General features: G+C 67.8%; 22 protein-coding genes. 12 read left to right on the forward strand and 10 right to left on the reverse strand.

Annotation, left to right across the window (positions count from 1 at the left end; all coding sequences use genetic code 11):
• Positions 1–134 precede the first annotated feature (134 nt).
• The 3 genes from sciP to J3R73_RS05095 all read right to left on the reverse strand — a co-directional run bounded on the left by sciP (position 135) and on the right by J3R73_RS05095 (position 2,826).
• Positions 135–410, reverse strand: a complete 276-nt coding sequence (gene sciP / locus J3R73_RS05085; protein WP_307423224.1) for a CtrA inhibitor SciP — start codon at positions 408–410, stop codon at positions 135–137.
• Between the two features lie 129 nt (positions 411–539).
• On the reverse strand, positions 540–1,829 hold the full coding sequence (locus tag J3R73_RS05090; protein ID WP_307423227.1) for a chloride channel protein: 1,290 nt from the start codon (positions 1,827–1,829) through the stop codon (positions 540–542).
• Positions 1,830–1,965: 136 nt separating this feature from the next.
• Positions 1,966–2,826: a DMT family transporter gene (locus tag J3R73_RS05095; RefSeq protein ID WP_307423230.1), complete on the reverse strand. Its 861-nt coding sequence runs from the start codon at positions 2,824–2,826 to the stop codon at positions 1,966–1,968.
• A 118-nt stretch (positions 2,827–2,944) separates the two neighbouring features.
• Here J3R73_RS05095 and J3R73_RS05100 point away from each other — a divergent pair, with 118 nt between their 5' ends.
• A complete protein-coding gene (locus J3R73_RS05100) occupies positions 2,945–4,342 on the forward strand; it encodes an aminotransferase-like domain-containing protein (protein WP_307423232.1) in 1,398 nt (465 codons plus the stop codon).
• Between the two features lie 24 nt (positions 4,343–4,366).
• On the opposite strand, the gene J3R73_RS05105 is transcribed toward J3R73_RS05100, so the two are convergent.
• From J3R73_RS05105 to J3R73_RS05125, 5 genes are all read right to left on the reverse strand, one after another.
• Complete coding sequence (locus J3R73_RS05105; protein WP_307423235.1) at positions 4,367–5,617, reverse strand: MFS transporter; 1,251 nt, start codon at positions 5,615–5,617, stop codon at positions 4,367–4,369.
• A 399-nt stretch (positions 5,618–6,016) separates the two neighbouring features.
• The gene (locus J3R73_RS05110; RefSeq protein ID WP_307423237.1) at positions 6,017–6,196 is read right to left on the reverse strand and encodes a hypothetical protein; all 180 of its coding nucleotides are present in this window, start codon (positions 6,194–6,196) and stop codon (positions 6,017–6,019) included.
• 165 nt (positions 6,197–6,361) lie between these two features.
• A complete protein-coding gene (locus J3R73_RS05115; RefSeq protein WP_307423239.1) occupies positions 6,362–7,153 on the reverse strand; it encodes a metal ABC transporter permease in 792 nt (263 codons plus the stop codon).
• A complete protein-coding gene (locus tag J3R73_RS05120) occupies positions 7,153–7,953 on the reverse strand; it encodes a metal ABC transporter ATP-binding protein (protein WP_307423242.1) in 801 nt (266 codons plus the stop codon). Before J3R73_RS05120 ends, J3R73_RS05115 begins: the two co-directional genes overlap by 1 nt.
• Positions 7,950–8,852: a metal ABC transporter solute-binding protein, Zn/Mn family gene (locus J3R73_RS05125; protein ID WP_307423245.1), complete on the reverse strand. Its 903-nt coding sequence runs from the start codon at positions 8,850–8,852 to the stop codon at positions 7,950–7,952. Before J3R73_RS05125 ends, J3R73_RS05120 begins: the two co-directional genes overlap by 4 nt.
• Positions 8,853–9,101: 249 nt before the next feature.
• Between J3R73_RS05125 and J3R73_RS05130 the strand changes: the two genes are divergently transcribed.
• A complete protein-coding gene (locus tag J3R73_RS05130) occupies positions 9,102–10,811 on the forward strand; it encodes a caspase family protein (RefSeq protein WP_307423247.1) in 1,710 nt (569 codons plus the stop codon).
• Between the two features lie 39 nt (positions 10,812–10,850).
• Here the strand turns inward: J3R73_RS05130 and J3R73_RS05135 are convergent, their stop codons facing one another.
• A complete protein-coding gene (locus J3R73_RS05135; RefSeq protein WP_307423249.1) occupies positions 10,851–11,483 on the reverse strand; it encodes a TetR/AcrR family transcriptional regulator in 633 nt (210 codons plus the stop codon).
• 95 nt (positions 11,484–11,578) lie between these two features.
• On the opposite strand from J3R73_RS05135, the gene J3R73_RS05140 reads away from it, so the two are divergent.
• Complete coding sequence (locus J3R73_RS05140) at positions 11,579–12,244, forward strand: O-methyltransferase (RefSeq protein ID WP_307423252.1); 666 nt, start codon at positions 11,579–11,581, stop codon at positions 12,242–12,244.
• A 94-nt stretch (positions 12,245–12,338) separates the two neighbouring features.
• On the opposite strand, the gene J3R73_RS05145 is transcribed toward J3R73_RS05140, so the two are convergent.
• Positions 12,339–12,740 carry a VOC family protein gene (locus tag J3R73_RS05145; protein ID WP_307423256.1) on the reverse strand — a complete coding sequence of 134 codons (402 nt, stop codon included), beginning with the start codon at positions 12,738–12,740 and terminating at the stop codon, positions 12,339–12,341.
• A gap of 42 nt (positions 12,741–12,782) precedes the next feature.
• Here J3R73_RS05145 and J3R73_RS05150 point away from each other — a divergent pair, with 42 nt between their 5' ends.
• The 9 genes from J3R73_RS05150 to J3R73_RS05190 all read left to right on the forward strand — a co-directional run bounded on the left by J3R73_RS05150 (position 12,783) and on the right by J3R73_RS05190 (position 24,828).
• Positions 12,783–13,787: a GlxA family transcriptional regulator gene (locus J3R73_RS05150; protein WP_307423259.1), complete on the forward strand. Its 1,005-nt coding sequence runs from the start codon at positions 12,783–12,785 to the stop codon at positions 13,785–13,787.
• Positions 13,788–14,093: 306 nt separating this feature from the next.
• Entirely contained in the window at positions 14,094–15,722 is a 1,629-nt protein-coding gene (locus tag J3R73_RS05155; protein WP_307423261.1) for an ABC transporter substrate-binding protein, read from the forward strand.
• Between the two features lie 216 nt (positions 15,723–15,938).
• Entirely contained in the window at positions 15,939–16,952 is a 1,014-nt protein-coding gene (locus tag J3R73_RS05160; protein ID WP_307423263.1) for an ABC transporter permease, read from the forward strand.
• 4 nt (positions 16,953–16,956) lie between these two features.
• Positions 16,957–17,829 carry an ABC transporter permease gene (locus tag J3R73_RS05165; protein WP_307423267.1) on the forward strand — a complete coding sequence of 291 codons (873 nt, stop codon included), beginning with the start codon at positions 16,957–16,959 and terminating at the stop codon, positions 17,827–17,829.
• Positions 17,826–19,922: a dipeptide ABC transporter ATP-binding protein gene (locus tag J3R73_RS05170; RefSeq protein ID WP_307423269.1), complete on the forward strand. Its 2,097-nt coding sequence runs from the start codon at positions 17,826–17,828 to the stop codon at positions 19,920–19,922. The genes J3R73_RS05165 and J3R73_RS05170 overlap by 4 nt, the downstream gene beginning before the upstream one ends.
• Complete coding sequence (locus J3R73_RS05175; protein WP_307423272.1) at positions 19,919–21,196, forward strand: MFS transporter; 1,278 nt, start codon at positions 19,919–19,921, stop codon at positions 21,194–21,196. Before J3R73_RS05170 ends, J3R73_RS05175 begins: the two co-directional genes overlap by 4 nt.
• 35 nt (positions 21,197–21,231) lie before the next feature.
• Positions 21,232–21,999, forward strand: coding sequence for an SDR family NAD(P)-dependent oxidoreductase (locus J3R73_RS05180; RefSeq protein WP_307423275.1), 768 nt, complete (start codon positions 21,232–21,234; stop codon positions 21,997–21,999).
• Between the two features lie 43 nt (positions 22,000–22,042).
• The gene (locus tag J3R73_RS05185) at positions 22,043–23,071 is read left to right on the forward strand and encodes an NAD-dependent epimerase/dehydratase family protein (protein WP_307423277.1); all 1,029 of its coding nucleotides are present in this window, start codon (positions 22,043–22,045) and stop codon (positions 23,069–23,071) included.
• Between the two features lie 26 nt (positions 23,072–23,097).
• Complete coding sequence (locus tag J3R73_RS05190) at positions 23,098–24,828, forward strand: thiamine pyrophosphate-requiring protein (protein WP_307423279.1); 1,731 nt, start codon at positions 23,098–23,100, stop codon at positions 24,826–24,828.
• Positions 24,829–24,831: the final 3 nt, after the last annotated feature.

A 24,831-nucleotide genomic window follows, 5' to 3' on the forward strand; every position in this document is an offset into this window, starting at 1 on the left:
CTTCTCCCCGCTTGCGGGGAGAGGGCCGGGATGAGGGGCAGCGCCACATCGCATAGAGAGAAGGCGCTGCGCCGGGCGGATCGCTCGCGAATTCTCAACCGTCTCCCGGAGGGCGTGAAAATTCGCGAACGGACCTATTGGCGGTAATGCTGGATGCGGGTGGTGCGCAGGCCCGCCAGCCCGTGCCGGTCGATCGAGGCCTGCCAGCTCAGGAATTCCTCCGTCGTCAGCACATAGCGGCTGCAGGCTTCGTCGAGGCTGAGAAGGCCTCCCCGAACGGCCGCCACCACCTCTGCCTTGCGCCGGATGACCCAGCGCTGGGTGCCGGGAGGCGGCAGGTCCGCGATGGTCAACGGACTGCCGTCCGGGCCAATTACATATTTCACCCGCGGGCGAAGAGTCTCGGTCATGGATACGCTCACACAATGCAACTGACCAGGTCGAGGTGAAACTAGGCGGCTCCGCTTAAAAATTGCTGAAGGAAAACACCGAAATTACCGTCGGCTGCGTACTTGGCCGCAATTCGGCGAGGGGCCGGCTCAGGCCTTGGCCGTCTCGACCCGCTGCGCGTGCTGCTGCGGCAGGATGAAGGCCTTCGACAGCGCATGGTAGAGCCGCTCGCGGCAGACCAGCGCGGAGACCCCGTCGGCGATGATGGCGGTGGCGAGCAGCGGCAGCACCATGGCACGGCTGTCGGTCATCTCGGAGATGATCAGCACGGCCGTCAGCGGCGCCCGCACGACGCCGACGAAATAGCCGATCATGCCGAGCAGGACCACGCCGCCCAGGGGCTGGCCGGGAAACAAGGCCGCGAGCATGTTGCCGACGCCGGCACCGGTGGCGAGGGTGGGGGCGAAGATGCCGCCGGGCGTGCCGCTCAGCATGGTGATCAGGGTCGAGAAGAATTTCGCCGGGCCGAACCACAAGGGCTCGGGATGCGATTCGACCAGGGCCTTCGCCGTATCGTAGCCCGCTCCCCATGTCGCACCGCCGGTGACGATGCCGCAGATCGCGAGGAGGAGGCCGCACAGGACCGCGAAGCGGACCGGCCGCCGGCGCAGGAAGGCCACGGGTGCCCACGCCGTGCCGGCGAAGGAGAGCACGGCGAGCGAGAACAGGCCGCCGCCGACACCGCCTACGACGCCCGCCAGCGGTGCGACCATCAGCGACCCCTTCAGCGGCAGGGTTTCGTGCATGGCGCCGAAATAGACGTAATCGCCGGCCAGGCCGAGGCTGACGAGGCCGGAGATCATCACCGCCGCCATGGCGAGCAGTGCGAGGCGCTGATGATAGGAGGCGGCGAGTTCCTCGATGGCGAAGGCGACGCCTGCCAGCGGCGTATTGAAGGCGGCTGAGACGCCGGCTGCGCCGCCGGCGATGACCACGGCCGAAGAAAGCTCGATGCGCAGGATGCGGTGCATGAAGGCCATGATCGCGGCGCTGATCTGAACTGTCGGTCCCTCGCGGCCGACCGAGGTGCCGATCAGCAGCGCCATCACCGTCAGCACGAATTTAACCGCTGCCGTCTTCATCGAGATGAGGCCTGCGCCGACGGCCCGGTCAGGTTCGTCCGATCCGGCGATGACCTGCGGGATGCCGGATCCCCGGGCCTGCGGCGCATAGCGCCGGGTGAAAGCGACGATCAGGCCGAGGCCGAGGGGCGTGACGATCAAGGGCGCATAGGGCGCCTGAGCGAACAGCATCTCGAACAGCCGGGAGGCCTGGTCCGCCGTCCAGGCGAAGACGAGCGCGACGAGCCCGAGGACGATGGCCCCGGCGGTGGTTGCCGTACGGCGGCGCAGAAGCACCGGAAATTCCTGCGCCTTCATGATGCTCGCTTTTCCTCGTCACATTGGCGGACCGATAATGTCGGAAGCCTATGGACCCGGGAGCGGCAGGTGTTCAACCCCTTTATCGGGACGATCCGTCGCAGCGGGCCGGTGCCCAGGGCTGCCGCGGGGCCTCTCAGGCGAGGCGCCGGGCGCCGGCGACGCAGAGCACGACGCAGGCCGCGACGCCCCAGACCGCGAGGCCGACCTGCTCTCCAAGCAGGAGGGCGGACAGGGCGAGCGACAGGAAAGGCTGGAGCAGCTGCAACTGGCCGACCGCGGCGATGCCGCCCTTGGCGAGGCCGCGATACCAGAAGACGAAGCCGATCAGCATCGAGAACAGCGAGACATAGGCGAGCCCGGCGAGCGAGGGCCAGCCGATCCCGGCGAGGCCGGCGGGCCGCCACACCAGGGTGAGCGGCAGCATCACGGGAAGCGCCAGGACGAGCGCCAGGCAGATCACCTGCCAGCCGCCGAGTTCGCGCGAGAGCCTGGCGCCTTCGGCGTAGCCGAGCCCGCACACCACGATCGCCGCAGCCATCAACGCGTCACCGACGAAATTGCCCGAACCGTTCCGTCCGAGCGCATAGAAGGCGACGAGAGCCGCACCGGCGAGGGAGAACAGCCAGAAGCCCGGCCGCGGCCTGTCGCCGCCGCGCAGCACGCCGAAGACGGCGGTGGAGAGCGGCAGAAGCCCGATGAAGATCGTCGCCCGCGCTGCCGTCACGTTCTGCAGGGCGATCGCCGTCAGCAGGGGGAAGCCGACCACCACGCAGAGCGCGACCACCGCCAGCGGCAGGAGGTGAGGGCGGGCCGGCCATTTCTGGCGGAGCATCAGCAGCAGGGCCATGCTGACGAGGCCGGCGATGGCGGCGCGCGCCGTGGTGAGGAAGAGCGGATCGAGATCGTGCACGGCGAGGCGGGTCGCCGGCAGGGAGCCGGAGAAGATGGCGACGCCGGCAAATCCGTTCATCCAGCCCGCGGTTCTGTCGTCCATGGCTTCACCGTCCGTTCAATCCGTCTTTCGCGCCGGACCATGGGATATCGGGACTGGCGACAACAGGGACGGGCCGGTACAATATGTCCAAACTGTACCGGTCCACGGAGGATGACGGATGCTGCAGCAGGTCGAGGGGGGCACGCTGATCGAGGTGGCGATGGCGGCGATCCGGCGGATGGCCGCCGCTGCGCCGGGCGCCAGGCTGCCCTCGATCCGCCGGTTGGCGGAGCAGCAGGGCGTGTCGAAGTCGACCGTCGTCGAAGCCTATGACAGGCTGGTCGCCGAGGGCGCTGTCGAGGCGAGGCCCGGCTCCGGCTTCTATGCGGCGGGGCGCGTCCGTCCCTTCGCGCTCGCCGAGGCCGGCCCGCGCCTGGACCGTGCCATCGACCCGTTATGGATCGTGCGCCAGTCGCTCGAACGGCGGGATCCCGCGCAGGCCGGGCTGCTGCAGCCGGGTTGCGGATGGCTTCCCGACGACTGGCTTCCCGGCGACATGATCCGCCGCAGCCTGCGCGCCATCGCCCGGGATGCCGGCGCGAACCTCACCGGCTACAGCACGCCGCAGGGCTATCGCCCGTTGCGGGACCATCTGGCGCGCCGTCTCGACGAGCGCGGGCTCGATGCGGGGCCCGGCTCGATCCTGCTCACCGACAGCGGGTCGCGGGCGATCGACCTCGTCTGTCGTTTCCTGCTGCAGCCGGGCGACGCCGTGCTTGTCGACGATCCCTGCTATTTCAACTTCCAGTCCATGCTGCAGGCCCAGCGCGCCAGGCCGATCGGCGTTCCCTACACGCCGGACGGGCCGGACCTGGAGCGCTTCGCCGCGCTCTGTGCCGAGCATCGGCCCAAGCTCTATCTGACCACGGCGGTCCTCCACAACCCGACCGGTGCGACCGTGGGGGCGGGTGTCGCCCATCGCCTGCTGAAGCTGGCGGAACGGCATGACCTCATCCTGGTCGAGGACAACATCTTCGCCGATTTCGAGGCGAGGCCTTCGCCGGGGCTGGCGGCGCTGGACGGGCTCGAGCGGGTGATCCATCTCGGCAGCTTCTCCAAGACGCTGACGGCGGCGCTGCGCTGCGGCTATGTCGTGGCGCGCGCCGACTGGATCGAGGGGCTGACCGATCTCGCCCTCGCCACCAGCTTCGGGGCGAGCGACATGGCGGCGCAGACGACCTTCCGGCTGCTCACCGACGGCAGCTATCGGCGCCACCTCGATACGCTGCGGCCCCGTCTTGCCAGGGCGATGGCCCGGACGCTGCAGCAGCTGACGGCGCTCGGGCTCACGCCCTTCGTCGAACCCGAGGCGGGCATGTTCCTGTGGATGCGGCTGCCTGAGGGCCTGGATTCGGGACCGGTCGCCCGGCGCGCCCTCGACGAGGGCGTGGTGCTGGCGCCGGGCGACGTCTTCAGTGTCTCGCGCGGTGCCGGCCGCTTCATGCGCTTCAACGCCGCCCAATGCGGCGATGGGCGTGTCTTCGAGGTGCTCGCCCGCGCCATGGCGCAGGGATAGGCGGCGGCCCGCCTGGCGCGAAACTCAGCGGAAGGCTGCCTCGCCGGCGCGGGGTTTCGCTCTCGGCCGCAGGATCAGCCATGCCACCAAAGCGAGGTTGACGCAGTTCCACAGGAAGCCGTGCAGGAAGGCCAGGCGGTAGGAGCCCGAGGCGTCGAAGATCAGTCCGGAACTCAGCCCGCCGAAGGCCATGCCGAGAATGGTCGCCATGATGACGAAGCCGATCCGCGCGCCGGCTTCCCGCGGCGGCAGGAACTGCCGGATGATGACGGCGTACATCGGGACGATACCGCCCTGGAACAGGCCGAACAGGCCCGAAATCACATAGAGCGACGAGAGGGAATTGAAGAAAAGATAGAGGAGGAGGGCGGCGGCCTGCATGGCCGATCCCAGCAGCAGCATCGGGCCGCCGCCGATCCTGTCGGCAGCCAGGCCGGAGGCGAGGCGGCTGATGATACCCAGGCCCAGCATCAGCGAGAGGATCTGCGTGCCGATCGCCACGCCGTAGCCGAGGTCGCCGCAATAGGCGACGAGATGGACCTGCGGCATCGACATCGCCGTGCAGCAGGCAAAACCGGCGACGACCAGCAGCCCCTGCAGCGCCCGCGGCGACAGCCCCAGGCTCACGCGTGCCTCCCGGGTGGTGGATTCCGCTTCGGCGATGGCCGCGGATACCGGACGGCGGCGCATCAGGAAGGCGAGCGGCAGCATGGCGGCCGGCACGAACAGGCCGATGCCCACATAGGTCGCCCGCCAGCCTTGCGAGACCTGGAAATGTTCGACCACGAGCGGCCAGACCGTGCCCGCGGCATAGCTGCCGGAGGCGGCGATGGTGACGGCGAGCGCGCGACGCTTCCGGAACCAATGCGACAGGTCGGACATCAGGGGGGCGAAGCCCGACGCCGAGCCGACGCCGATGAAGAGCCCGTGGACGAGCGCGAACTGCCAGATATCCGAGGAGAAGGCGGCGAGGACATAGCCTGCGCAGAGAAGGACGGCGCCGATGCAGATGGGCGCCACGATGGAGAAGCGGTCGGCGAGGCGCCCCATCACCGCGCTGCCGGCCGCAAAGCCGAGCATGGTGCAGGTATAGGGGAGGGACGCACCGCCGCGGATGGTGTCGAACTCGACCTCGATCGTCGGCAGGACGACGACGACGGACCATGTGCCGACGCAGGCGATGGTGCCGAGAACGACGGACAGGGCGAGCCTCGTCCAGGCATAGCGGGAATCGATGTCGCCGCCGCTATCGGGCTGACTGTCCAGAATTGTCACGCGAAACGTCCCCGGATTGGAATATCAGGCCGCGGACCTCTGCAACTTCGGCGCGTGGCATGGTGTCCTATATCAGCAGGACAGCCGCCGACGCCAGATGCGGGAAGGGGACGACGCCACGGAATCCACCCTTGTCCCGGACCGGTGGCTGCCATACCCGGTAAAGCAAGGAAGGGACGCTCTGTCCATGCTCGGGGTGTCCTGGGCAGCCCGATTCATCGCTCCGCCATGGCGTTCGGCACGGCGCATCGCAGCGGGCGGAAGCGATCGTCAGGTCTGCGCCGACCTGGCCGTGGCCGGACAAAGATAAACCCGGCACGGTTGCCCGGCCGGGCGAGGTTATCGAAGCATCACCAGCTTGCGCGCGGTGCAGCCGACACGATTAGATCTTCTTCGCGATCACATCTTCTTCTTGTGGTGATGGATCACATGATGGTGATGCACCACATGGTGATGATGGACCACGTGATGATGGCGGTGGTGATGATGCTTTACAGCAGCCTGGGCCGAGGACGCGGAGAGAGCCGCACCGAGGACGCCCAGCGACACCGCGCCAGCCACAACGATCTTCTTCAACATAGTCGGTCTCCTTGAATGTTTGACGCCTAAACCCCCAAACGCCGGTACGCGTAGCACCCCCAATTGCGCCGGGCAAGTGACGACACCGTGGCGGGCGCCTTTCTACTGTCATTGAAATGACACTTCCTCAACGAGAGGTGAAGGCGCGCACGGAGTGGTATTAAATTACCTTGAATTCCCGATCGCGACCCGCGTCGAAGCGAGATAGGCAACCGCGCCGATCGCCGTGATCCAGAAGCTCGTGGGCCAGTCCGTATAGAAGGCGAGCGCGAGGCTGAGCCAGGCGGTGACGACGGCGACCGAGACCGAGACGAGGATGCCGTGGCTGATGCGTTTCGTCGCACGCATGGCGGTGGCGGCGGGGGCGACCATCAGCGCGAAGACGAGCAGCACGCCGACGATCTGCATCGCCTCCGCCGTCGTCACGGCGACGATCACCATGAACAGCGCGGAGACGAGGCCGAGCCGCACGCCGCGCGCCTCCGCCAGTTCCGGCTGCAGGCTGGCGAACAGCAGCGGCCGCCCGATCGCCGCGAGGGCGACGAGGCAGGCGAGGCCGAGCGCCGCCAGGATCCATACCGTGTCCCGGCTGATGCCGAGCACGTTGCCGAAGAGCAGGTTCGTCGCCATGCTGGCATAGGCGGTGTAGAAATGCAGGAAGAGCAGGCCGAGACCGAGCGACAGCGTGAGCACCATGCCGATCGCCACGTCGCGGTGGGCCCGTTCCCCGAGCAGGCCGATGCCGATGCCGGCGACGACCGTGAAGAAGGTGAGGCCGAGGAAGGGCGAGATGCCGATCAGCACCGCCCCGGTCGCGCCGGGAAAGCCGACATGCGAGAGCGCATGGCCGGCGAAGGTCTCGCCGCGCAGCACGAGGAAATAACCGACCGCACCCGCCACGATGCCGACGATGGTGCACGCCGCGAAGGCGTTGCGCATGAATTCATACTCGAACATCAGGCGGCGCCGTCCTCGTCATGGCGGTGGCTTTCCAATTCTCCCTCCTCGGCCATCACGAAGATGCGGCCGTTGATGCGGGCGACATGGATGGGGGTGCGGTAGAGGTCCGACAGCACGTGGCGGTTCACCACCTCGTCGACGGCGCCGATCGCCGCCCTGCCATTGCCGAGATAGAGCACCTGGTCGAGGGCTCGCAGCAGCGGATTGATCTCATGCGCGCAGAACAGCACGGAGATGCGGCGTTCGCGGGCGATGTCTTGCACGAGCTCGACCACGCCGCGCTGATGAGCCGGATCGAGGCTGGCGAGGGGTTCGTCGAGGAGCAGGAGCTTCGGCTCGCCGATCAGCGCCTGGGCGATCAGCACGCGCTGGCGCTCGCCGCCGGAAAGCTGCGAAATCGGCCGCTTCGCGAGGTCGGCCGCGCCGACGCGTTCCAGCGCCGACCATGCCGCTTCCTTGTCGGCCTTCGAGGTCAGCGGCCAGCCCCAGCGCGTGCCGCCGACGGCGCCGAGCACCAGCTCGAAGCCGCTGAGGCCGAGCTGCGCTGCACCGCGCCGCATCTGCGGCATGTAGCCGATCTGGGGATTGCCGCGGCGCGGCGGCTGGCCGAGCACGCCGATCCGCCCGCTCTGCGGCGTGACGAGGCCGAGCACGGCCCGCATCAGTGTGGTCTTGCCGGCGCCGTTCGGCCCGAGGACGCCGACGAACAGGCCTTCGGGAATGGAAAAGGAGACGCCGGAAAGGATCCGGCGTTTCCCGAAAGTCAGGCTGACCTTCTCGAAGGCGATGGCTGTCACTTGTGCAGACCGGCCAAGGCTTGTTCGACCTCGTGCAACTGGCCGCCGAACCAGCTCGGGATCGTCTTGCCGGCGGGTTCCGTCTCGGTCACGCCGACCACCGGCACCTTGTTCTCCTCGGCCAGCCGCAGCAGGCGCTTGGTCGTCTCGTCGGTGACCTGGCTGTTGTAGAACAGGACCTTGGCCGACCCGTCCGCGAGGCTTTTCTCGAAGGCGGCCACCTGGCTGGGGCTCGGTTCGGTGTCGTTCATGGTGGCGACCTGGAATTCGTAATTCAGCATCTTGAAGCCGAGGGCTTCAGCCATATAGCCGAAAACCGGCTCGGTGGCAGTCACTTCGGTGCCCGCATACTTGCTTTTGATCGCATCGACCTGCTTCATCAGGGCGGCGAAGGAGGCGTCGAACCTGGCGAGGTTCTGCTTGAAGGCGGCGGCATGGGCGCCGTCGCGCTTTTCGAGCTCCGCTTCGAGGGCGGCGGCGACAGCGGGCAGGGTGGCCGGCGCATACCACAGATGGGGATTGTCCCCGCTCTTCCGGCCCGTCAGATCCGCGGCGACGATCGTCCTGCGGTCGGGATTGGTGGAGGCGGAGAGCAGCTTGTCCATCCAGGGATCGTAATCGGCGCCGTTGTAGATGACGATCTCCGCGTCGGCCAGGGCCTTGGCGGTGGAGGCGCTCGATTCGAACAAATGGGGATCGTCGTCCGGATTGGACAGGATGCTGGTGACGCTGACATGCTCACCGCCGATCTCGCCGGCGAGGTCGCCGTAGAAATTCTCGGCAGCGACGATCCTGGTCTTTTCGGCCGCCAGGGCGCGGGTGGTCATCCCCACGCCCGGCACCGCCGACGCCACCGCCAGCAGGGCCGTCGCCACTATCCAGCCCTTCGCATTCGGCATTGGACGCATCATGGTCTCCATCGTTTCGGACCCGCGACCGGCTCGCTGCCGGCCCGGGATAATCTGTGTTATGTTATAACAAAACTCGTTTTAAGCGGAGGGCGCGGGGTTGTCAATGCGGCGATCGGGAGCGCGGCGCCGGACGGCGATGCCATGGCGTGCGTCGGCGCACGGCGCGGGGCCGCCCGTCGTGCCTTTTTCGTGGCGGCGATGTAGGTTTGCGATGTTCGCCTGCAGGAGGGGATTTCCATGCGCCGCCGCCTTTGCCGTCTTTCCGCGCCGCTGCTGGCCGGGCTCGCCTGCATCTTTGCGGGTACGGCGGCCCTGGCCCGCAACGTCGCCCTGGTGGTGGGCAACGACGCCTATGCCAACGTCACCCCGCTGCAGAAGGCGGTGAACGATGCCCATGCCGTCGGCGACCAGCTCGAAAGGCTCGGCTTCGTCGTCCGCCGCGTCGACAATGTCGACCAGCGCGGCATGAGCCGGGCGCTGGTGGATTTCGACGCCGACGTCCAGCCGGGCGACCGGGCGCTGTTCTTCTATGCCGGGCACGGCTTCGAGATCGGCGGCACCAACTACCTCCTGCCCACCGACGTGCCGGCGGCGCGGTCGGACCAGGAGGACCTCATCCGCGACGCCGCCTTCCCGGTCCAGCGCATCATCGACGGCATCCGCCAGCGCGGCGCCGGCGTCTCGATCCTGGTGCTCGACGCCTGCCGCGACAACCCCTTCGCCGGCGACACCACACGCTCGGCGGCGGTCGCGCGCGGGCTCGCCCGCATCGACGCCCCCGAGGGCGTGTTCGTGCTGATGTCGGCCGGCGCCAAGCAGGAGGCGCTCGACCGGCTGTCGGACCAGGACGCCGATCCCAATTCGGTGTTCACGCGCAGCTTCCTCGGCGAACTCGCCCGGCCCGGCCGCACGCTGGTCGAGATCGCCAAGAAGACGCAGGTCGACGTGCGCGCCCTCGCCGCCTCCGTCGGCTACGAGCAGACGCCGGCCTATTACGACCAGGTGATCGGCGACGTCGTGCTCTCGGACGGCAGCGCATCAGGGGCGCAGGCCGGCGGGCCGGCGATGACCGAAACCGGCCATGTCTATTCGTCGGTCCCGACGCGGATCAACACCACCGGCACCACGCAGGCCGGCGCCGGCGTCAGCATCGGGACGGGCGTGACGATCGGCCCGGGCGTGATCATCGGCGGCAAGGATGCCAAGATCGCCTTGAAGAATCCCGCCAATCCGCCCACGGTCGATCCGGCCAAGGCCCTCAACATCCAGCAGGGCACTGCCGGCGGCCAGCAACTGGCGCTGATCCGCCCCGATGCCAGGCTGGGGCAGGCGGGGCAAGGCGGCGGCCGTGCGCCGATCGCCAGCTTCATGCGCTCCAATGCCGGCTGGACGGTGACGCTGTCCCTGCCGGAGCCCGCGACGGAGATCGCCTACCGCATCGGCGGCAGCGGCGAGTTCAAGGAGACGGGCCTGCTCGACGTGCTCGACCAGCGCACCGGCAACCGCATGCCCAATCCCTCCTTCCAGATGTCGCCGCGCGCGCCCGCCGGCGTGATCGACGTGCGCTACCGGACGATCGACGGCGCCGATGTCGGCCCGTTCCCGATCCGCTTCGATCCGGAGGTCGCCCTTTATGACGACCAGCGCCGCAATCTCGAGCAGATCGCGCCGAGCTGGGTCGAGTTCCGCGACTTCAACGGCACGCTGGTCTATTTCACCACGCTCGTCACCTATCGCTGCGCCATCAGCGACCTGCGCTATGGCCTCGACGGCGGCGAGCCGCTCAAGCGCTTCGACCTGCCGGCCTGCAACATGAAGGACCCGTTCTCGGTGCCGGACAACGCCAAGATCTATGTCAAGGTGCCGCCCAGGACGAAGTCGATCAGCCTGCGCATCACCTGGCGCGACGGCACCCAGTCCGACGTCAACACGATCGAACGGGACTGAGCCTGGCCGGAACCTCGCCGATCGGCGCCGGCCTTTGCCTCACCCCCCTCCGAGGCTTCTCAGATAGGCGCAGAACATGGCGGCCATGGCGTCGGCATAGGCTTCGATCTCCGCCGGCGTCCGAGGGACCTCCGAGAACCGCCTGCCCACTTCGCCGAGCGTCGTCGTGAGGAGATCGCCGGCCAAAGCGCGGGTCGCTTCCGGAGCATCGGGCAGCGCCTCGCGCATGAAGGCCTCGACGATGCCGTCTCCCGCGGCCTTCGCCTCCTGCGCTTCGGGCACATCGCGATAGAGGGGCGCGGCGTCGTTGAGCGCCACGCGCATCGCGGCCTCCTCGCATTCCGAGCGGATGAAGGCGCGGACCACGGTGCGCAGCCGTTCGAGCGGCGGCGTTCCGGCATCCTCCAGAATGCCGCGCAGCAGCGCGGTCGTCTGCCGCCATTCATCACTCTGGAGCCGGAACAGGATCGCCGCCTTGTTCGGAAAATACTGGTAGAGCGAGCCGATGCTGACGCCGGCCTTCTCGGCCACCCGCGCCGTGGTGAAGCGCTGCGCGCCCTCTTTCGCCAGAACCTGAACAGCCGCTTCCAGAATGGCGGCGACCAGCCCGGCGGAACGGACCTGCCTGGGCTGTTTTCGTGAGGAAATCCGGGTACTTCGGCGGTCGGTCATGCGGGGAACGCGGCAATGCGAATAGGGAATGCGATGAATTAGTCGTATTTTCAATCCGGCGCAAGGACGCGCTTACCCCAGACCGGAGCCCCGCCATGACCTCCCTGACCTCCGCCCCGCTCGCGCCCCTGCTGGACCGCTTGTTCGAAGAGGCCGCCGCGGCTTCGCCGGAGGCGAGCCCCGACTTCGCGGCCGTCTCCCCCGACGAACTGGCGCGCCTGATACACAGCAGGACCGACTATCTCGCCTTCTACGGCCGCCTGAAGGATTTTCCGCTCCCGGTCTCGCGCGAGACGGGCATGCTGCTCTACATGCTGGCGCGCGGCTCCCGGGCGCGAACGATCGTCGAGTTCGGAACCTCCTTCGGCATCTCGACCCTGCACCTCGCCGCAGCCCTGCGGGACAATGGCGGCGGCCTTCTGATCGCCACCGAGTTCGAGCCTTCGAAGGTGGCGCGTGCCCGCGAAAACCTGAGGGAAGGGGGCCTTGTCGACCTCGTCGAGATCCGCGAGGGCGACGCCTTGCGGACCCTGAGCGCCGATCTGCCCGAGACGATCGACCTCGTCCTGCTCGACGGCGCCAAGTCGCTCTATCCCGACATCCTCGGCCTGCTGGAGAGCCGCCTCGGGCCGGGCGCCTTCATCGTTGCCGACAATGCCGACGACAGCCCCGAATATCTGGCCCGCGTACGCTCTCCTCGAAGCGGCTACCTGTCGACGCCGTTCGCCGAGGATGTCGAAGTCTCCATGTGGATCGGCTGAGCCGATCTCCCGAGGGGCCAACCAAAAGCCGGCGGACCCTCGGCCTCTCCTCACCTCCGAGGCGGCTGCCTTGCGTGACGATCAGACGGCCCCGTCAGCGGCCTTCGATCCGGCTCTGCAGGAGATCCCAAAGATTGCCATAGAGATCCTCGAAGACCGCGACGGTGCCGTAGGCTTCCCGGCGCGGCTCCTCGCGGAACTCGACGCCGCGGGAGCGATAGAGATCATAGTCGCGCCCGAAATCGTCGGTGTGGAGGAAGAGGAAGACGCGCCCGCCGGTCTGGTTGCCGATCGCCGCCGCCTGCGCCGGCCCGGCGGCCTTGGCGAGCAGGAGGCGCGTCCCGCCCGATCCGGGAGGCGCCACCGTGACCCAGCGCTTGCCCTCGCCCATGTCGCGGTCCTCGACGATGTCGAAGCCGAGGACGCCGGCATAGTAGGCCTTGGCCTCGTCGTAGTCGCGCACGACGAGGCTGACGGCGCCGAGATGCTGGGACATGAAGGGTTCGCTCCGCGGATGCGTCTCTTGTAAAGTCGCACCATGAAGACTCAAGCCGCAAATGCCCTGGAAATGCTGGCCGCCGCGGCCGAACCCATCAGCATCGGCATCTTCCTCCTGCGCAATTTCCCGTTCATGACCTTCGCCGCAGCCCTCGACCCGCTGCGCCAGGCCAACCGCCTGGCGGGCCGGGCGGTGTTCAAGTGGACGCTGATCTCGATCGACGGGGCCGGGGTGATGGCGAGCGCCGGCACGGTGATGCCGGTGGACTGCTCGATCGACGCGATGCCGCATTGCGATCTCGTGATGGTCTGCGCCGGGCTCGACCATGCCAGCCACTACAATCCCAAGGTCTTCGCCTGGCTCAGGCGGCTGCACCGGCAGGCCGTCGTGCTCGGCGCCATCAGCACCGGTCCCTTCCTGCTCGCCCAGGCCGGGCTGCTCGACGGCCGCCGCTGCGCCGTCCATTGGGAGCTCCTGCCGCTGTTCCAGGAGGAATTCCCCCGATGCATCGTGACCAACGAGATCTTCGCGGTGGACGGGCTCTTCATCACCTCCTCGGGCGGCACGGTGACGCTGGACATGATGCTCTACATCATCGCGGCCTGCCGGGGCCGTACCCTTGCCGCCGGCATTTCCGACCAGTTCAACCATCCGGAGATCCGCCAGCAGAACGCGTTCCAGCGCATGACGCCGCAATCGCGCTTCTCCATCCGACATACCAAGCTCGCCGAGGTGATCACGGCGATGGAGGACTCGATCCAGAATCCGGTGGACCTGCAGGTGCTGGCGCGCCGCGTCCACATGTCGACACGACAGATCGAGCGCCTGTTCATGTCCCATCTCGGCAAGACGCCGTCGGCCTTCTACACCGACCTTCGCATGACACGGGCCCGCGACCTTCTCCTGCGCACCGACCTGTCGATCTCCGCGGTGGCGCAGATCTGCGGCTACATGTCCTCCACCCATTTCGGTCGCACTTATCGTGCACATTTCGGCGTGACGCCGCGGACGACGCGGAACGAGGGTCTCGTGCCGAAAAATTGAGCAAGAGCACAGGGTGATCAATCCGGGCGCAGCTTGTCGCCTATTGTAGGTCAAATGTCGCGTTTGTGCGTTTTCACGGTCGGCAATAGGCCCTAGTTCTAAGTCGCAAGGCCTTCTGGATCCAATCCGAAGGAATGAGTTTCACCTGTACAAGCGAAGTATAATTCCTCTTATCTGGAGAAAAACGGCCTCCAGAGCGAGACGGAAGAAGACGAAAAGCTTTAGATCCAGAGTATGCACAACAGGACGGGGAACGATCCGGTGACAGAACATCCGCATCCGAAAATACCGGCACTTATCGAAGACATGAAGGCAGGCCAGCTCCACCGGAGATCGTTCCTGCGTTTCGCGACCCTGCTCGGCCTCTCCGCTGCGGTCGCCTATGAGGCGATCGGCGAAGTCGATCCGACCCTCTCGGCCGCGAAGGCCGACGAACTCCCCAAGGGCGGCAATCTGCGCATCGGCATGCGCTGCATGGAGATCAAGAGCCCGCATCTGGCGGATTTCGCCGAGCGCTCCAACGTCATCCGCCAGGTCTGCGAATATCTCACCTTCACCGGGCGCGACAACATCACCCGGCCCTATCTCCTGGAGAAGTGGGAGGCGAGCGACGACCTCAAGACCTGGACGCTGCATCTGCGCAAGGACATCAAGTGGCACAGCGGCCGGCCGCTGACCGCCGACGACGTGGTGTGGAACCTGAAGCGCGTGAGCGATCCCGCCGTCGGTTCCTCGATGCTCGGCCTGTTCACCGGCTATCTCGTCGAGGAATACGAGACCGGCGAGAAGGACAAGGACGGCAAGCCCAAGAAGTCGAGCCGGCTGTGGTCCGACAAGGCGATCGAGAAGGTGGACGACCATACGGTGCGCCTCAACGCGTTCGCGCCGCAGGTGGCGGTGCCCGAGCACCTCTTCCACTATCCGATGTTCATCATCGATCCCGCGGAGAAGGGCTCGTTCGGGCCAGGCTCCAACGGCACCGGGCCGTTCGAACTCGTCGAGTTCACCGTCGGCAAGAGCGCCAAGTACAAGGCCCGCAAGGATTACTGGGGCGAGGGCCCGCACCTCGACACCTTCGAGTTCATCGATCTCGGCGACAATCCGGGCGCGCTGATCTCCGCCATGGCCTCGCGCCAGGTCGACGGCCTGTCGGAGGCCGACGCGGTGCAGATCAACGCGATGAAGAATTTCCCGCATGTGCAGGTGCTCAAGGTCGAGACCACGCAGACCGCCGTCGCCCGCATGCGCCCCGACCACAAGCCCTTCGGCGACAAGCGCGTCCGCCAGGCCATGCGCTACGCCATCGACCACGACAAGGTGATCCAGACCTCGCTGCTCGGCGCCGGCATCTCGGCCGAGGACCATCATGTGGCCCCCTCGCATCCCGAATATGCGCCGCTGCCGAAATATGGCCGCGACGTCGAGAAGGCCAAGAAGCTCCTTGCCGAAGCGGGCTATCCCGACGGCTTCGAGATCGACATGGTGACGCGGCCCGATCCGATGTGGGAGTTCAACACCACACAGGTGCTGGCCGAGCAGTTCAAGGACATCGGCGTCAAGGTCAACATCAAGGCCTTGCCCAGCGCCCAGTATTGGGAAGTGTGGACGCAGGTGCCGTTCAGCCTCACGGCCTGGGGCCATCGCCCGCTCGCCATCATGACGCTGGCGCTCGCCTACCGCTCCAACGCGGCCTGGAACGAATCCGGCTATTCCAATCCGGAGTTCGACAAGCTGCTGAGCGAGGCCGAAGGCATCCTCGACGCCAACAAGCGCAAGGTGGTGATGGCCAAGATCGAGGCGCTGATGCAGGATGACGGGCCGATCGTGCAGCCCTTCTGGCGCGTCTTCTCGACCGTGATGGACAAGAAGGTGCAGGGATTCAAGCTGCATCCCTCGCAATACATCTTCGCCAACGAATGCGCGGTCTCGGCCTGAGCCGGCCGCCCCGCGCCTTCAGCGGATCAATCGCAGCCGAAGAGACGGAGACATCCCGTGCGCACTGCACCCTCCCAAGGGTGTGGTGCGGACACGGGACCTCCCGCAGAATGAACCTCTTTCGACATGCGATCCCGGACGCGAGGCATCGCTGACGTGCTGCTTCGCGTCCGGGATGCCCCGACGCTCCGAACAACCGGACATCGTATCGTTTCAATGGTCGCCTTCCTCGCCAAACGCCTCGTCCTGATGCTGGCTACCATGCTGGTGGCGTCTTTCGTCGTCTTCGCCGTCTCCGAGTTCACGCCGGGCAGCGTGGCGCGCAAGTCGCTCGGGCCATTCGCGACGCAGGAACAGGTCGACATCCTCACCGAGAAGCTGAAGGCGAACGATCCGCTGCCGGTCCGCTACGGCCGTTGGCTCGGCGTCCTCGTCGGCGCCATTCCCGATCCCCTGCAGGACCCGACGAACGGTCTCAACTTCAGCGATCCGCGCGGTGCGCGATATTTCGGCAATTTCGGCTATTCGACCCTCTACAAGCTGCCGGTCAACGACGTGCTGTGGGACCGCCTCGGCAATACGGCGATCCTCGCCGGCCTCGCCTTCGCGCTCATCGTGCCGCTGTCCATCCTCTTCGGCGTGCTGTCGGGCCTGAAGGAGGGGAGCGGGCTCGACCGCACCTTGTCGGTGCTCTGCATCACCTTCACCTCCATCCCCGAATTCGCCTCCGGCGTGTTCCTCGTCACGCTGTTCGTCATCCTCTGGCCCGTCCTGCCGGGCACCAGCCCGCTCGATCCGAGCGGCGGATGGTCGGTGCCGTCCCAGATGGTGCTGCCGGTGGCCGTGCTGGTCATCTACGATTTCGGCTATGTCGCCCGCATGATCCGCGTCTCGATGATCGAGGTGATGGAGAAGCCCTATATCCGCACCGCCATCCTGAAGGGGCTGAGCCCGCGCCAGGTCATCCTCGGCCACGCCCTGCGCAATGCCATGATCGCCCCCTTCACCGTGCTGCTGCTGCAGCTCAACTTCCTGATCAGCGGCGTGGTGGTGACGGAACTGGTGTTTGCCTATCCCGGCTTCGGGCGCATGCTGCTCGAGGCGAGCCTGTTCGGGGATATCTCCACGGTGGAGGCGGCGACGCTGGTCACCGTGGCCGTCGCGATCGTCACCCAGCTTCTGGGCGATCTCGGCTACATGGCGCTCAATCCCCGCATCCGGCTGAGGTGATCGCATGTCGACCGAAAGCATCGATACCATGCCGCCTCCTGTCCGCGTCGCCAGCCGCCGGCGCAACTGGCTGAGGCTCTTCCGTTCGCCGACCGCGGTGATCGGGCTGGCGCTGATCCTGTTCTGGGTCATGCTCGCCGTCCTCGCCCCTGTGCTGCCGCTCGTCTCGCCGACGAACCAGGACGTGATGGCGATGGCGGATCCCAATCCCTCGGCCGCCCATCTCCTGGGCACCGACATCCTCGGCCGCGACATCCTCTCCCGCCTGATCTTCGGCGCGCGGACGGTTCTCGTCGTCGCGCCGCTCTCGGTGGCGGTCGCGATGATCGTGGGCATCGTCATCGGCATGCTCGCCGGCTATTTCGGCGGCCTCGTCGACATGCTGGTCAGCCGGATGTCGGACGTGATCCTCGCCTTCCCGGTGCTGATCCTCTACGTCATCCTCATCGCCAATATCGGCCCCTCCGTCCTCAACATCATCGTCGCCACCACCATCGCCTCGGCGCCGGGCATCGGGCGCATCGTGCGCGGCCTGGTGCTGGACCTGAAGGAGCGCGAATATGTCGCCGCCGCCCGGCTCCGGGCGGAGAGCACGCTCTACATCATGATCGTCGAGCTCCTGCCCAATTGCCGGGGACCGCTGATCGTCGATGCCTGCCTGCGCATCGGCTACACCATCATCACCATCGGCATCCTCGGCTTTCTCGGCCTCGGCCTGCCGCCGCCAAATCCCGACTGGGGCGGCATGGTGCGCGAGACGACGACGGTGATCAATGTCTGGCCGCTGATGTCGATCGCCCCCTCCATCGCCATCGTCAGCCTCGTCCTCGGCTTCAACCTGCTCGCCGACGGCATGCGGGAGGCCTGGAAGCCATGATCGCACTCGATATCGCCAATCCGGGCGCTTCCGGCGCGCCGGCCATGCCTGCGGATGCCCTGCTCGAGGTCCGCAATCTGCGCATCGAGTTCAAGGGCAAGGACGACACGGTCCTCGCCGTGCCGGACGTGTCCTTCCGCATCGCCCCCGGCGAGAGCTACGGCCTCGTCGGCGAATCCGGCTGCGGCAAGACCACGACGGCGATGGCGGTGATGGGCTATCTCGGCGCCAATGGCCGGGTGACCGGCGGCAGCATCCGCTTCGAGGGCCAGGAGATCGTCGGCGCGACGCCGAGCCAGCTGCGCTCGATCCGCGGGCGGCGCGTCGCCATGGTCTACCAGGAGCCGATGAGCGCCCTCAATCCGGTCAAGACCATCGGCGCCCAGCTCGCCGAGGTGCCGCGCCGCCATCTCGGCGCCGGCAGGGCCGAGGCCCTGGACATGGCGGCGGCGATGATCGAGGACGTCAGGCTGCCCGACCCCCGCGAGATCCTGCGCCGCTATCCGCACCAGCTTTCGGGCGGCCAGCAGCAGCGCATCGTCATCGCCATGGCCCTGCTGGCGCGTCCGGCCCTGCTGCTGCTGGACGAGCCGACCACCGGGCTCGACGTCACCGTCGAGGCGGCAGTGCTCGACCTCATCGCCGATCTGCGGCAGCGCTACGGCACCAGCCTGCTCTACATCTCGCACAATCTCGGCCTGATCGCCTCGACCTGCGACCGCGTCGGCATCATGTATTCGGGCGAGATCGTCGAGGAGGGGCCGACCGCCCAGCTCTTCCGCCGGCCCCGCCACCCCTATACGCAGGGCCTGCTCGGCTGCATTCCCGACATCCGCGCCGACAAGACGACACGGGCCCTCGCGCCGATCAAGGGGCAGATTCCGCTGCCGCAGGAGCGACCGCAGGGTTGCTTCTTCGGCCCGCGCTGCGACCATTTCGACGCGCCGCGCTGCGGGGGCGAGCCGATCGCGATGCAGCCTGCGGCGGGCGACCATGGCGTGCGCTGCGTCAGGTGGAACGAGATCGAGGCCCCGCAACCGCCGCATCACGCCGAGGATGCCTCGTTCGCCGTGCGGGCGAAGGCGCTGGAGATCGAGGACCTCGACAAGGTGTATGTGCTCGGCCGGGGCCGTGCGGTCGTCGCCAACGAGGCGGTCTCGCTCGCGGCCGCCAAGGGCGAGATCGTGGCGCTGGTCGGCGAATCCGGCTGCGGCAAGTCGAGCCTGGCGCGCATGGTCGTCGGCCTGGAGCAGGCGACATCCGGCGCGATCCGCTTCGACGGCACCGATATCGCCAAGGCCGATGCGCGGCACCGCTCGCGCCCGCTGCTGCAGTCGATCCAGATGATCTTCCAGAACCCGGACAGCACGCTCAATCCGTCGCATTCCGCCGCGTGGTCGATCCGCCGCACCATCGTCAAGTTCGGCATCCGCAAGGGCAGGGCGGCCATCGACCAGCGCGTGCGCGAACTGCTCGAGATGGTCCGCCTGCCGCCGGCGATCGCCGCACGCCGCCCCGGCCAGCTTTCCGGCGGCCAGAAGCAGCGCATCGCCATCGCGCGCGCCTTCGCCTCCGACCCCGCGCTGATCGTCGCCGACGAGCCGGTCTCGGCCCTCGACGTCTCGGTGCAGGCCGCGGTGGTGACGCTGCTGCTCGATATCCAGAAGGAGCGGCACAGCACCCTGCTCTTCATCAGCCACGACCTCGCGCTGGTGCGGCACGTCGCCGATACCGTCGTCGTGATGTATCTCGGCAAGGTGATGGAACGCGGACGCGTCGAGGAGATCTTCAGCCCGCCTTATCATCCCTATACCGAGGCGTTGCTGTCGGCCGTGCACAGCCCGGACCCGGATGCCGTGCCGCATGAGCGCATCCGGCTCTCCGGCGAGACGCCGAGCCCGATCTCGCCGCCGCCCGGCTGCCGCTTCGCCTCGCGCTGCCACCGCAAGGTCGGGGCGATCTGCGACAGCGTGCCGCCGCCGGTGCACCGCATGTCGCCGACCCACGAGATCGCCTGCCATATCGCGCCCGAGGCGCTCAACGCCATGCCGCCCGTCTTCGACGCGCCGGCCGAGGACGCCGTATCGTCATGATCACCCGAGCAGCGCCCGCATCCGGATTGCGGCGAACCCTGGCGCTTTCCCGCCAGATCCTGCCGCTGATGGTCGGCATCTGTGTCGCCGGCGCCGGCAACGGCCTGCTGACCACCGTGCTGTCGCTGCATCTCGGCAGCGGCCTGTTCGGCGACGTGGCGGTGCGCCTCGTGCTGACCGCCTTTCCCATCGGCTTCGTCGGCGGCTGCCTCGCCGCTCGCAGCTTCGTGGCGCGGCTCGGCCACCAGCGCACCTTCCTGGCCTTCGCGGCGCTGACGGCGGCGGCGACGGCGGGCTTCGCGCTGGACAGCCAGCCCGTCCTCTGGTTCGTGCTGCGCTTCGTCAACGGCCTGTCGATGGCGGTCCTGTTCATCGTCGCCGAAAGCTGGATCAATCTCTATGCCGGCGCCTCCAACCGGGGGACACTGTTCTCGCTCTACATGCTGATGACCTCGCTCAGCGTGCTGCTCGGCCAGCTCATGGTGCGGCTGGCCGATCCCGGCGGAAGCACGCTGTTCCTGCTGGCGGCCTGCGTCGGCCTCGCCGGCGTGCTGTATGCGAGCTTCGGCGGCCGATGGCCGGCCCTTCCCGCCTCCAGCCCCGAAGCGGCGCTGCCCCTGGGCGGGCGGGAGGCCGCCGAGCCCTTCGGCCTGTGGCGGCTGGCCTGTCTGGCACCCGTCACCGTCATCGCCGCCGTCCAGGCCGGCATGACCAATCTGAACGTCTTCGTGATGACGCCGCTCTACGGGGCGCAGATCGGCCTCGATACGTCGACGACGGTCGGCCTGACGACGGCCTTCAGCATCGGTGGCCTGCTGGCGCAGACGCCCGTCGGCTGGCTGTCCGACACCGTCGACCGGCGGATGCTGCTCGTCGTCGGCGGCGGCCTGGCCGCGCTCCTCTGCGGCCTGATCGCCCTGCTCGGCAACAATTCGGCCTGGGTGCTCTTCGCCCTGTTCTTCTTCTACGGCGCGGTGACGCTGACGATCTATCCCGTCGCCATCGCCTTCGCCAACGCCCGGCTGGAGACGCGCTTCATGGTGTCGGTCTCCGGCCGGCTGCTGCTGCTCTACTCCATCGGCGGCGTGTTCTCGCCGGTGATCTCGACGCAGGTGATGGCGCGCTTCCAGCCGGAGGCCCTGTTCGTCTTCCTCGGCACCGGCGCGTTCCTCGTGATGATCGCCGCCTCCTACAACCTGCTGCGCGCGCCCCTGCGGAGATCCGTCCAGACGAGCCCGGCCGAGCGCTCGCCGGCGCCCGGTCTGCCGGAATGAACGCCGCCCACGCCATGAACGAAGCCGATTTTCTCATGCCTGACCTCATTTCGAACTCCCGCCTCGCAGGCCGGGTCATCCTGATCAGCGGCGCCGCCAGCGACATCGGCGCGGCGACCGCCCGCCGCTGCACGGCCGAAGGCGCCGTGATCGCCTGCGCCGACCTCGACGCCGCCGCCGCCGAAGCCCTGGCGGACCGCATCGGGGGCGGCGCCATCGGCATCGGCTGCGACGTCACCGATCTCGAAGCGGCGCGCCATGCCGTCGAGCAGGTGGCGGCGCGGTTCGGGCGTCTCGACGGCTATGTCCACAACGCCGCCGCGCCCTCCGTCGACGGCGACGTGACCGAGCTCGATCCGGCGGACTGGCACCGCGAGATCGACGTCTCGCTGACCGGCGCCTTCCTGATGAGCAAGTTCGCGGTGCCGCTGATGGCGCAGGGCGGCGGCGGCTCGATCGTGCTGGTCGCCTCGCAGCTCGGCCATGTCGCCACGCACAAGGCGGTCGCCTATTGCGCGGCCAAGGCCGGGCTGATCCATCTCGCACGCCTGATGGCCGTCGACCATGCCGCCGCTCATATCCGCGTCAACAGCCTGTCGCCCGGCGCGGTGCGCACCTCGCGCCTGCTGCTGCGCTGGCCGGACCTCGAGGCCGCCAATGCCGGGCTCGGCGACCGGCATTTGCTCGGGCGCATCGGCTTTCCCGACGAGATCGCGGCGGCGGCGGCCTTTCTCCTGTCTTCGGACGCATCTTTCGTGACGGGCACCGACCTGCTCGTCGATGGGGGCTACACCGCCCGGTGACAGTCCCGGCGGCGGGCGGGCACGACAACGCAACGGAGCGACCATGACACTTCTGGTAACGGGCGGCGGCGGCTTCGTCATGAGCGTCGTCGCCGGCGAATGGCTGAAGCGGGATCCGGCCAACAAGGTGGCGATCCTCGACCGGTCCGGCCTCGACGCGATGGCGGAGCGCTATTTCGCGCCGATGCGGGACCGCCTGACGGTGATCGAAGGCGATGTCTGCGCCACGCAGGGCTGGCAGGACCGGCTCGACGGCCTCGGCATCACCGCGATCGTCCACGGCGCCACGATCACGCCGATCTCGCGCGGCACCGACCCCAAGCTCCATCCGGAGGCGGGGAATCCCGCCGGCATCATGGAGGTCAACCTGATGGGCACCGTGCGCGTCGCCGACTGGGCACGCAGCAACCGGGCGGTCCGGCGCTTCATCTATGTCAGCTCCGGCTCGGTCTATCGCAACCAGGGGCCCGACTGGGCCGGCGAACCCCTGCCGGAAGACGGCTATGTCGCGCCGGTGACGCTTTACGGCATCTCGAAATTCGCTTCCGAGATGGTCGTCAACCGCTATGCCGACCTGTTCGGCCTTTCGGCGGCGTCGGTCCGCCTCTCCTCCATCTACGGGCCGATGGACCGCGCCACCGCGAGCCGTAATTTCCGCCACGTGCCCAATCGGATCGCCCATATGGCGCTGACGGGCGAGACGATCCGGCCCAACAGCCTGGACGCCGTCGGCGACTATCTGAGCGCCGTCGACGTGGCCCATGCCATCCATGCGCTCGTCGATGCGCCCGCCTTGCGCTACCGCCACTACAACATCGCCAGCGGCGTCACGACGACGACGGGCGAGCTCATCGCCTGGGCCGCCGAGAAGGTGCCGGGCCTGCGCTTCGAGGTCTCGACCGGCGCGGACGCCAACGTCGTCCACGACCCGCGGCTGAAGGACGGCATGTGGGGCGCCTACGACATCGCCCGCATCGCGCACGACACCGGATGGCGCCCGCGCCCGGGCCGGGTGGGCTTCCACGACTACATGGACTGGGTCGCCGAGCACGACCTGTCCGATCCGGCCTGAGCCGGACGGTGAATACGAGGAATATCATGCGCAGGCCCGAAACGAACGCCGACGGCGCGTCCGCCGCCATCACGGATGCCGCCGCGGTTGCGCGGGACGGAAGCCTGAAGGGCGCCCAGATCGTCGCCGCCATCCTGAAGCGCGAGGGCATGAAGCAGATCATCGGCTTTCCGCACAGCGAACTGCTCGAAGCCTCGGCCGAGATCGACATTCCCCCGGTGATCACCCGCACGCAGCGCGTCGCGGTGAACATCGCCGAAGGCTATGCCCGCGTCACCGCCGGCCGCGAACTCGCGGTCGTCACCGTTCAATACGGGCCGGGCGTCGAGAGTTCGTTCGGCGGCATCGCGCAGGCCTATAACGACCGCGCCCCGGTTCTCTTCCTGCCCACCGGCTATCCGCGCGGGCACGAGGCGGTGGCGCCGAATTTCGAGGCTCGCCGGAATTTCCGCAACGTCACCAAATGGTGCGAGGCGGCCACGCGTGTCCAGGATCTGCCCAAGCTGATGCATTCGGCGATTTCGCGCCTGCGCAACGGGGCGCCGTCGCCCGTGCTGCTCGAATTGCCGGTCGACCTTCTCGCCGAGTCGCACGATGCCGACCTTCAGGACTACCGGCGCCCCCGCCGCTCGGTGCCGCAGGCCGGCGCCGAGGAGATCGGCGAACTCGTCGACACGCTGCTGCGCGCCGAAAATCCGCTGATCCTCGCCGGCCAGGGCGTGCTGTCCGCCCAGGCCTCCGCCGAGCTGACGCAGTTCGCCGAGATCCTCGGCATTCCCGTGATGACGACGCCGAACGGCAAGAGCGCCTTCCCCGAAAACCATCCGCTTTCGCTGGGAACGGCGGGGCGCGCCCGGCCGGCGACCGTCGATCATTTCCTCGCCAAGGCCGACGTCGTGCTGGCGATCGGCTCCAGCCTGACGCGGTCGCACTACATCCTGCCGATTCCCGGCGACAAGACGCTGCTCCAGATCACCATCGACGAGGCCGACCTCGGCAAGGACTATCCCGTCGCCCTCGGCGTGGTCGGCGATGCCCGCTCGGTGCTGCTGCAGATGCGCGACCGCGCCCTGGAGGATCGCACCGCGATCGAGCGGCTGCGTCCGCGCACCGCCGCGCTGGCGCGTGAGATCCATGGAGTGCAGGCCGAGTTCATGCGCCGGTGGATGCCGTTCCTGACGTCCGACGCCGTGCCGCTCTCGCCCTACCGTCTCGTATGGGAGGTGATGAATGCCGTCGATCCCGAGCGCACCATCGTCACCCATGATGCCGGCAACCCGCGCGACCAGTTCTGTCCCTTCTACCGGGCCGTCAAGCCGGGCAGCTATATCGGCTGGGGCAAGACGACCCAGCTCGGCAGCGGCCTCGGCTTCGCCATGGGCGCCCGGCTCGCCCGCCCGGATGCGACGGTCGTCAACATCATGGGCGAATCGGCCTTCGGCATGGTGGGCATCGATTTCGAGACGGCGACGCGTTGCAACCTGCCGATCCTGACGATCGTGATGCGCAACAATGTTCTCGGCGGCTATGCCGCCTCCATGCCGATCGCGACGCGCAAATTCGGCGCCAACCGCATGTCGGGCGAATATGCGCCCATCGCCCGCGCCCTGGGCGGCCATGGCGAATGCGTCGCCCAGCCGGCCGAGCTGAGACCGGCGCTGCGGCGCTGCCTCGATCATGTGGGAGCCGGACAGGCGGCGCTGCTGGAGGTCATCACCCACGAGGAGGGAAGGCTGCCCGGGCTTTACGAGGCCTGACAA

Source organism: Labrys monachus, from assembly GCF_030814655.1.
Taxonomy (GTDB): domain Bacteria; phylum Pseudomonadota; class Alphaproteobacteria; order Rhizobiales; family Labraceae; genus Labrys; species Labrys monacha.

Excerpts from the sequence above, each read along its gene's own strand:
- sciP (WP_307423224.1), bottom strand. The coding sequence starts at position 410 with ATGACCGAGACTCTTCGCCCGCGGGTGAAATATGTAATTGGCCCGGAC.
- J3R73_RS05090 (WP_307423227.1), bottom strand. The coding sequence starts at position 1,829 with ATGAAGGCGCAGGAATTTCCGGTGCTTCTGCGCCGCCGTACGGCAACC.
- J3R73_RS05095 (WP_307423230.1), bottom strand. The coding sequence starts at position 2,826 with ATGGACGACAGAACCGCGGGCTGGATGAACGGATTTGCCGGCGTCGCC.
- J3R73_RS05100 (WP_307423232.1), top strand. The coding sequence starts at position 2,945 with ATGCTGCAGCAGGTCGAGGGGGGCACGCTGATCGAGGTGGCGATGGCG.
- J3R73_RS05110 (WP_307423237.1), bottom strand. The coding sequence starts at position 6,196 with ATGTTGAAGAAGATCGTTGTGGCTGGCGCGGTGTCGCTGGGCGTCCTC.
- J3R73_RS05115 (WP_307423239.1), bottom strand. The coding sequence starts at position 7,153 with ATGTTCGAGTATGAATTCATGCGCAACGCCTTCGCGGCGTGCACCATC.
- J3R73_RS05125 (WP_307423245.1), bottom strand. The coding sequence starts at position 8,852 with ATGCCGAATGCGAAGGGCTGGATAGTGGCGACGGCCCTGCTGGCGGTG.
- J3R73_RS05130 (WP_307423247.1), top strand. The coding sequence starts at position 9,102 with ATGCGCCGCCGCCTTTGCCGTCTTTCCGCGCCGCTGCTGGCCGGGCTC.
- J3R73_RS05135 (WP_307423249.1), bottom strand. The coding sequence starts at position 11,483 with ATGACCGACCGCCGAAGTACCCGGATTTCCTCACGAAAACAGCCCAGG.
- J3R73_RS05140 (WP_307423252.1), top strand. The coding sequence starts at position 11,579 with ATGACCTCCCTGACCTCCGCCCCGCTCGCGCCCCTGCTGGACCGCTTG.
- J3R73_RS05145 (WP_307423256.1), bottom strand. The coding sequence starts at position 12,740 with ATGTCCCAGCATCTCGGCGCCGTCAGCCTCGTCGTGCGCGACTACGAC.
- J3R73_RS05150 (WP_307423259.1), top strand. The coding sequence starts at position 12,783 with ATGAAGACTCAAGCCGCAAATGCCCTGGAAATGCTGGCCGCCGCGGCC.
- J3R73_RS05155 (WP_307423261.1), top strand. The coding sequence starts at position 14,094 with ATGAAGGCAGGCCAGCTCCACCGGAGATCGTTCCTGCGTTTCGCGACC.
- J3R73_RS05160 (WP_307423263.1), top strand. The coding sequence starts at position 15,939 with ATGGTCGCCTTCCTCGCCAAACGCCTCGTCCTGATGCTGGCTACCATG.
- J3R73_RS05165 (WP_307423267.1), top strand. The coding sequence starts at position 16,957 with ATGTCGACCGAAAGCATCGATACCATGCCGCCTCCTGTCCGCGTCGCC.
- J3R73_RS05170 (WP_307423269.1), top strand. The coding sequence starts at position 17,826 with ATGATCGCACTCGATATCGCCAATCCGGGCGCTTCCGGCGCGCCGGCC.
- J3R73_RS05175 (WP_307423272.1), top strand. The coding sequence starts at position 19,919 with ATGATCACCCGAGCAGCGCCCGCATCCGGATTGCGGCGAACCCTGGCG.
- J3R73_RS05180 (WP_307423275.1), top strand. The coding sequence starts at position 21,232 with ATGCCTGACCTCATTTCGAACTCCCGCCTCGCAGGCCGGGTCATCCTG.
- J3R73_RS05185 (WP_307423277.1), top strand. The coding sequence starts at position 22,043 with ATGACACTTCTGGTAACGGGCGGCGGCGGCTTCGTCATGAGCGTCGTC.
- J3R73_RS05190 (WP_307423279.1), top strand. The coding sequence starts at position 23,098 with ATGCGCAGGCCCGAAACGAACGCCGACGGCGCGTCCGCCGCCATCACG.